This is a genomic window from Pseudomonas sp. AGC41, assembly GCF_057334555.1.
The window spans coordinates 50,624-57,173 of the sequence record NZ_JBHFJB010000010.1 but is presented as its reverse complement, the minus strand read 5'-3'; the positions used below and the strand labels follow the sequence as shown (position 1 = coordinate 57,173).

At 62.9% G+C, this 6,550-nt stretch carries 5 protein-coding genes; 4 read left to right on the top strand and 1 reads right to left on the bottom strand.

Annotated elements, in window-relative coordinates; genetic code table 11:
* Positions 1-52: 52 nt before the first annotated feature.
* Positions 53-2,140 (bottom strand): mechanosensitive ion channel family protein, encoded by a 2,088-nt coding sequence (locus tag ACE04F_RS01490; protein ID WP_486104229.1) that lies wholly within the window; start codon positions 2,138-2,140, stop codon positions 53-55.
* Positions 2,141-2,439: 299 nt separating this feature from the next.
* Here ACE04F_RS01490 and ACE04F_RS01485 point away from each other — a divergent pair, with 299 nt between their 5' ends.
* Genes ACE04F_RS01485 through ACE04F_RS01470 form a run of 4 tightly spaced genes read left to right on the top strand, consistent with a single transcriptional unit; the run spans position 2,440 to position 6,458 of the window.
* Positions 2,440-3,366: a DUF72 domain-containing protein gene (locus ACE04F_RS01485; RefSeq protein ID WP_486104227.1), complete on the top strand. Its 927-nt coding sequence runs from the start codon at positions 2,440-2,442 to the stop codon at positions 3,364-3,366.
* Entirely contained in the window at positions 3,363-4,175 is an 813-nt protein-coding gene (locus ACE04F_RS01480; protein WP_486104225.1) for an endonuclease/exonuclease/phosphatase family protein, read from the top strand. The genes ACE04F_RS01485 and ACE04F_RS01480 overlap by 4 nt, the downstream gene beginning before the upstream one ends.
* Positions 4,172-5,470: a cardiolipin synthase ClsB gene (gene clsB, locus ACE04F_RS01475; RefSeq protein WP_486104223.1), complete on the top strand. Its 1,299-nt coding sequence runs from the start codon at positions 4,172-4,174 to the stop codon at positions 5,468-5,470. The genes ACE04F_RS01480 and clsB overlap by 4 nt, the downstream gene beginning before the upstream one ends.
* Entirely contained in the window at positions 5,457-6,458 is a 1,002-nt protein-coding gene (locus ACE04F_RS01470) for a lysylphosphatidylglycerol synthase domain-containing protein (protein ID WP_486104221.1), read from the top strand. The genes clsB and ACE04F_RS01470 overlap by 14 nt, the downstream gene beginning before the upstream one ends.
* The last annotated feature ends 92 nt before the right edge of the window (positions 6,459-6,550 follow it).

Genomic DNA, 6,550 nt, shown 5'->3' with positions numbered 1-6,550 from the left:
ATCAACCTGTGGGAGCGAGCCTGCTCGCGAAGAGGCACTCCGCGTTACCACATCATTGAGCTTGATCAGGCTGTTCATTTCCCGCCTTCGGCTCTTCAACCAACCGCTTCGGCATCACCACCTGCTGTGGATAAGTCTGCGCGAAATGCACCGACGGCTCGTTATCCACAAGCTTCTTGAGCCGCTGGTTGAACGCCCGGCTCACCGCATACTGCCCGCCTGACACAGTACGGAACTGGGCAGTGAGCACGAGCCCGTTGAGGTCCATCTTGTCCACGCCGAACACATCCAGCGGCCCTTGCAGGTTGAACTTGAGGAACGGGTCTTCGGAAATCGAATCGCCGGCTTCGCGGATCAGTTCGATGGCACGGTCCACATCGGTGTCGTAGGTGAACTGCACCGAGAAAAACGCAAAGGCGAATTGCCGGGACTGGTTGGTCACGGCCTTGATCTGCCCGAACGGCACCGAATGCACAAACCCCTTGCCGTCGCGCAGGCGCAGGGTGCGGATGGTCAGGCCTTCGACGGTGCCGGCGTGGCCGGAGCTGAGCACCACCCAGTCACCGATCGACAGCGTGTCTTCGATGATGATGAACAGCCCGGTGATCACGTCCTGTACCAGTTGCTGCGAGCCGAAACCGATCGCCAACCCCACCACCCCGGCACCGGCCAGCAACGGCGCGACGTTGATGCCCAGGTTGGCCATGGTGGTGATCGCGCAGATCACCACCAGGATGATCTTGGCGGCGTTGCGCAGCAGCGGCAGGATGGTCTTGATCCGCGTGCTGGGCTGACGCGCGCCACGCTTGTTGAGCGGCGGCTTGAGGGCTTCCTGGATCGCCGTGTCGAGCACCACCCAGGTCAGCCAGGTCATCAGGAAGATCAGGCCGATGCGGCTCAAGGAGTCACTGATCGCCCGGCCCACGGCGTTGCGCGAAGCGAATTCGAACAGGGAGATCCCCCAGATGCGCCCGAGGATTTCAATGAATGCCACCGCCATGACGATGCGCAACAACGCGTGCAACAGACTCAACAATCGTCCCTTGTAGGCGCTGTTACGCTGGATGGCTTCGGCCTTGGGCGACTTGAAGACATGTTGGAATATGGTGCTGAGGAACACCATCGCGATCAACAGAATGGTGGTGAACAGAGCGCAACGCAGGGCTTTCTGGTTGTCTTCGCCGACGCCGATCAGGCTCACCGCCGACACCAGCACCATCAACAGGATCGGCCAGTACCAGAGGCCGGAAAAAATCCGCAGGGACTCCTGCAACGCCGGCTGTTTCAAGCGCTGGGCCAACGGTCGGTTGCGGATCAGGTGGGCCACCGGCCGGCGCATATGGATCACCAGCCAGCCAAAGATTATCGACGCCGACAGCCCGGTGAACACTGCGATGCTGCTGGTGATATTGCCGCCCAGTTGCCGGGCGATCTGCGGACTGGTCAGCGCATCGCTGAGGGCGGCCAGGAAGCCGATCAGGAACAACGGCCGTGGGCTGAAACGACGCAGCATCGCCACGGCGCGCCGTTTGTGCCCGGCGTTGAACATCACCATCACGCAGAGCAGCACCGACGTGGAAAAAATACCGCTGCTGGTGGCGTAGGCGAAACACAGCGCCAGCGCGCGGCCGACCGAGACTTGCAGGAAGTGGCTGACGTAGAGGGTCAGCGGCAGGCAGGCCACGGCCGGCAGGGTGTAGGGCAGCACATAGCCGAGCACGTCCAGCACCCGCTGGCGGGTGCGTAGCCAGCGGCGTCGGCGCAAGCGGCGCATCAGCAACCGCGCGGCGGTCCATATCAGCGCAAACGTCCCCAGCCATACGCCCGAAAGCAGCAGGAAATCCCCCGCCACGCGCCATGAGGAACGGGAGGTCTGGTCCACCAGGCGATCAACCTCGTCCGCCGCGCGGTCCGCCCGCAGGCGCCAGGCGTCCACCAGGCTCTGGTTGAGGTCGAGCTTGTCCTGGACGCCATCGATGCTCGAACTGATCGCGCCCAGCAAACCGCCCTGCACCAGCGGTTCGGGTTCGGCCGGGGCTTCGGCGGGTTTGGCGGTGCCGGGGACCGCAGCGGTCCCGTAGGCGCTGGTGCCGGTCAGCGTTAGCAGGACCAACAGCAATACGGTGCTCAATCGAGACAAAACGCGGGGCTCCTTCGGGCAGGGTCGGTAAGGAACTGATCGATATTGCGCCAGCAAGTTCGCCCCGGAGGTAAATACACCCCCCGTGGCGAGGGAGCTTGCTCCCGCTGGGCCGGTCCGCCGCTTCGGGCGCAGCAGTCGCCAAAAAACAGGGCCGCTGCGCGCCCCAGCGGGAGCAAGCTCCCTCGCCACGGGTCCACTTCTTCCCCGCCGCCGGGCACTCCACCGAAACTTTCCAGCCCGCGCGGCGGTCATCAAAAGACACAGGCGGTACGAGGTCATTGGCACGGGAGGGATACATGACGGCGATCCACATTGGTATTTCCGGTTGGCGCTACACGCCTTGGCGGGGGGATTTCTACCCCAAGGGGCTGGCTCAGAAGCGGGAACTGCAATTCGCCTCTCGCGCGGTCAACAGCATCGAAATCAATGGATCGTTCTACGCCCTGCAACGTCCCGAACGGTATGCCCAGTGGTACGCCGAGACGCCCGACGACTTCGTCTTCAGCGTCAAGGCGCCAAGGTTCATCACCCACATCAAGCGCCTGCGGGACATCCATAAGCCGCTGGCGAACTTCTTCGCCTCCGGGGTGCTGGAGCTCAAGGAAAAACTCGGGGCCATCCTCTGGCAGTTTCCGCCGAGCTTCAAATTCGACCCTGAGCTGTTCGAAGACTTCCTCAAGCAACTGCCCCACGACACCGAGGCCGCCGCCGCGCTGGCGCGCGAGCACGAACCGCGCCTGGACGGTCACGCCAGCACCAAGACCGACAGGAAGCGCGCGCTGCGCCATGCCGTCGAAATCCGGCATGAGAGCTTCATCGATCCCCGCTTCGTCACCCTGCTCAAACGCTACGACGTCGCCCTGGTAGTGGCGGATACCGCCGGAAAATGGCCGTATCGCGAGGACGTCACCAGTGATTTCGTCTACCTGCGCCTGCACGGCGCCGAAGAGTTGTATGCCAGCGGCTACACCGACGAGGCGCTGAAGCGCTGGGGCGATCGGATCGAAGCCTGGAGCCACGGCACTCAACCGAGTGACGCCCAGTTGATCGATCCGAAAAAGAAACCCCGGGCGCGCAAGAGCCGGGAAGTGTTCTGCTATTTCGACAACGACATCAAAGTCCGCGCACCGTATGACGCGCGCCACCTGTTGGAGCGCTTCGACCTGGACAAGCATCTCGCCACCGCTCCCGGTGTGCGCCCGGCCGAAGGGGTATTGCCATGACCACACCAGAATCCAGCGAAGCCACCCGGGACCCGACCCAGCAGTCGTTGCGGGATTTCGACCGGGTCAGCCGCTTCACCGTCCTGACGGTCAACACACATAAAGGTTTTACCGCCCTGAACCGGCGTTTCATCCTGCCGGAACTGCGCGAAGCCGTGCGCAGCGTTTCCGCCGACGTGGTGTTCCTGCAAGAAGTGCATGGCACCCACGAGCACCATCCCCAGCGCTACAGCAACTGGCCAAGCATCCCGCAATACGAGTTCCTTGCCGATACCCTCTGGCCGCAGTTCGCCTACGGGCGCAACGCGGTTTACCCGGCGGGCGACCATGGCAACGCGTTGCTGTCGAAATTCCAGATCATTCGCCACGAGAACCTCGACGTCTCCATCAGCGGCCATGAAAGCCGCGGCATGCTCCACAGCGTGCTGCGCCTGCCGGGTGGCGAAGGCCAGGACGTGCATGCAATCTGTGTGCACCTGGGGTTGCGCGAAGGTCATCGCGTCGAGCAGCTGAAACTGCTTTGCCAGCGCCTGAGCGAGCTGCCGCCCGAAGCGCCGGTGATTGTCGCCGGTGACTTCAACGATTGGCGTGGCAAGGCCACCGACCTGCTCGCCCCCTGCGGCCTGCGCGAAGTGTTCGCCGAACAATGGGGCAAGCCGGCCCGCAGTTTTCCGGCACGCCTGCCAATCCTGCGTCTGGACCGCATCTACGTGCGCAACCTCAAGGCCCATCACGCCAAAGTATTGAATGTACGTCCCTGGTCGCACCTTTCCGACCACGCACCGCTGTCGGTGGAGATCGAATTATGAGCGCGACGATGAACAAGGCGACGGTGGAAAAGATCGAGGTCCCGCCGACCGAGAGCAACCCGGCGCTGAACGATATCGAATACGGCTGGCACGGCAACAACCGTGTGACGCTGCTGGAAAATGGCGAGGAATATTTCCCACGGGTTTTCGAGGCAATTCGCCGTGCCCAGGAAGAAATTCTCCTGGAGACTTTCATTCTGTTCGAGGACAAGGTCGGCTTTGAACTGCGCGACCTGCTGGTGGATGCGGCCAAGCGTGGGGTGCGTATTACCGTCAACCTCGACGGTTTCGGTTGCGGCGAACTGACCACCGGGTTTCTCGCGTCGTTGAGCGAGGCCGGGGTGCGCCTGCAGATGTTCGACCCGGCTCCCAGGCACTTGGGCATCCGCACCAACTGGTTCCGCCGCCTGCACCGCAAGATCGTCGTGGTGGACGGCGTGATCGCCTTCATCGGCGGGATCAATTTCTCCGCCGACCATTTGGGCGACTTCGGTCCCGAGGCCAAGCAGGATTACTCCGTGGAGATCAAAGGCCCGGCGGTGGTGGATATCCACCATTTTGCGCTGCTGCAGACCGGGCGGCCGGCTCGGGCCAAATACTGGTGGCAACGCCGCCGCAGCCGCCGCACCGAGTTGGCGTTCAATGATCATGACGGCCAGGTGCGCCTGGTCTATCGCGACAATCACGAGCACCAGACCGACATCGAGGAGGTCTACCTGCAAGTGCTGCGCAGCGCCCAGCGGCGGGTAGTGATCGCCAATGCCTATTTCTTCCCCGGCTACCGGTTGCTGCGCGAGATCCGCAACGCCGCCCGGCGTGGCGTGGAGGTGCGCCTGATCCTGCAGGGGCAACCGGACATGATGATCGCCAAGCTCGCCGCGCGGATGCTCTACGACTATCTGCTCAAGGCCGGCGTGACGATCTATGAATATTGCGAGCGGCCGCTGCACGGCAAGGTCGCCCTGGTGGATGAGGACTGGAGTACCGTCGGCTCGAGCAACCTCGACCCGTTGAGCCTGTCCCTGAACCTGGAAGCCAACGTGCTGATCCGCGACCGCGCGTTCAACCGCGAGCTGTTCGAGCGCCTCGATCACTTGAGCCGCACCCATTGCACCATCATGCCCGAGAACCACGCCCCGCGCGGGCTGCTGTGGCGCATGACCATCGGTTTCATGGTGTTCCACTTCCTGCGTCACTTCCCGGCCTGGGCCGGATGGCTGCCGGCCCATAAACCTCGTCTGAAACCTTTTTCACCGCCGACGGCGGTCCGGAGCGAACCCCATGAACCACTCTGAAGCGCATACCGCGCCGGGAGACGCCCATGCGCCGGAACAGGCCAAGCCGAAGTCGCGCTGGAGCCGCTGGAAACGCCCGCTGACGCTGGCTTTTTTCCTGCTGCTGATTGTGCTGTTCACCGCGTTGGCGCGGCGCATCGACTGGTCCGAAGTATTCGCGACACTGGCGGACTTCAAGCTGCGCACGCTGCTGATCGCTGCCGCACTGACGATCACCAGTTTCATCACCTATGCCTGCTTCGACTTGATCGGTCGCACCTACATCCGGCAGAAACTCGGCTGGCGGCAGATTCTGCCGGTGGGAGTGATCAGTTACGCCTTCAACCTGAATCTCAGTGCCTGGGTCGGCGGCATCGCCATGCGCTATCGGTTGTACTCACGGCTCGGTGTCAGCACCGGCAACATCGCCAAGATTCTCGGCCTGAGCCTGGCCACCAACTGGTTCGGCTACATGACCCTGGCCGGCGTGGTGTTCAGCAGCGGCCTGGTGACCATGCCGCCGGGCTGGAAACTGAGCAGCAATGCGCTGCAAGGCGTCGGCGTGCTGCTGTTGCTGGCCAGTGCCGGTTACCTGGCGGCCTGCCGTTTCTCCAGGCGCCGGGCCTGGACAATTCGCGGTATGGAAATCAATCTGCCGTCCCTGCGCATGGCCGTCCTGCAACTGGCACTGGGCGCGCTGAACTGGTCGCTGATGGCGGCGGTGATCTTTACCTTGCTGCCGAGTAAACTGGACTATCCGGTGGTGCTGGGGGTGTTGTTGATCAGCAGCATCGCCGGGGTGATTACCCATATCCCCGCCGGGCTCGGAGTGCTCGAAGCGGTATTCGTCGCGCTGCTGCAGCATGAAGTGTCGCGAGGCAGCCTGATCGCCGGACTGATTGCCTACCGGGCGATCTACTTCATCCTGCCATTGCTGATTACCGTGGTGATGTATCTGGTGATCGAGGCGAAGGCCAAGGCGTTGCGGGTCAAGCCTGGGGTCAAGTGACGCGGTGCCTGGCATGGCGCCTTGGGAGCAGGCTCGCTCCCACAAGAGACCTGTGTAAACCCGGGCTCAGACTTTCTGCGAGTCCTTGTGGG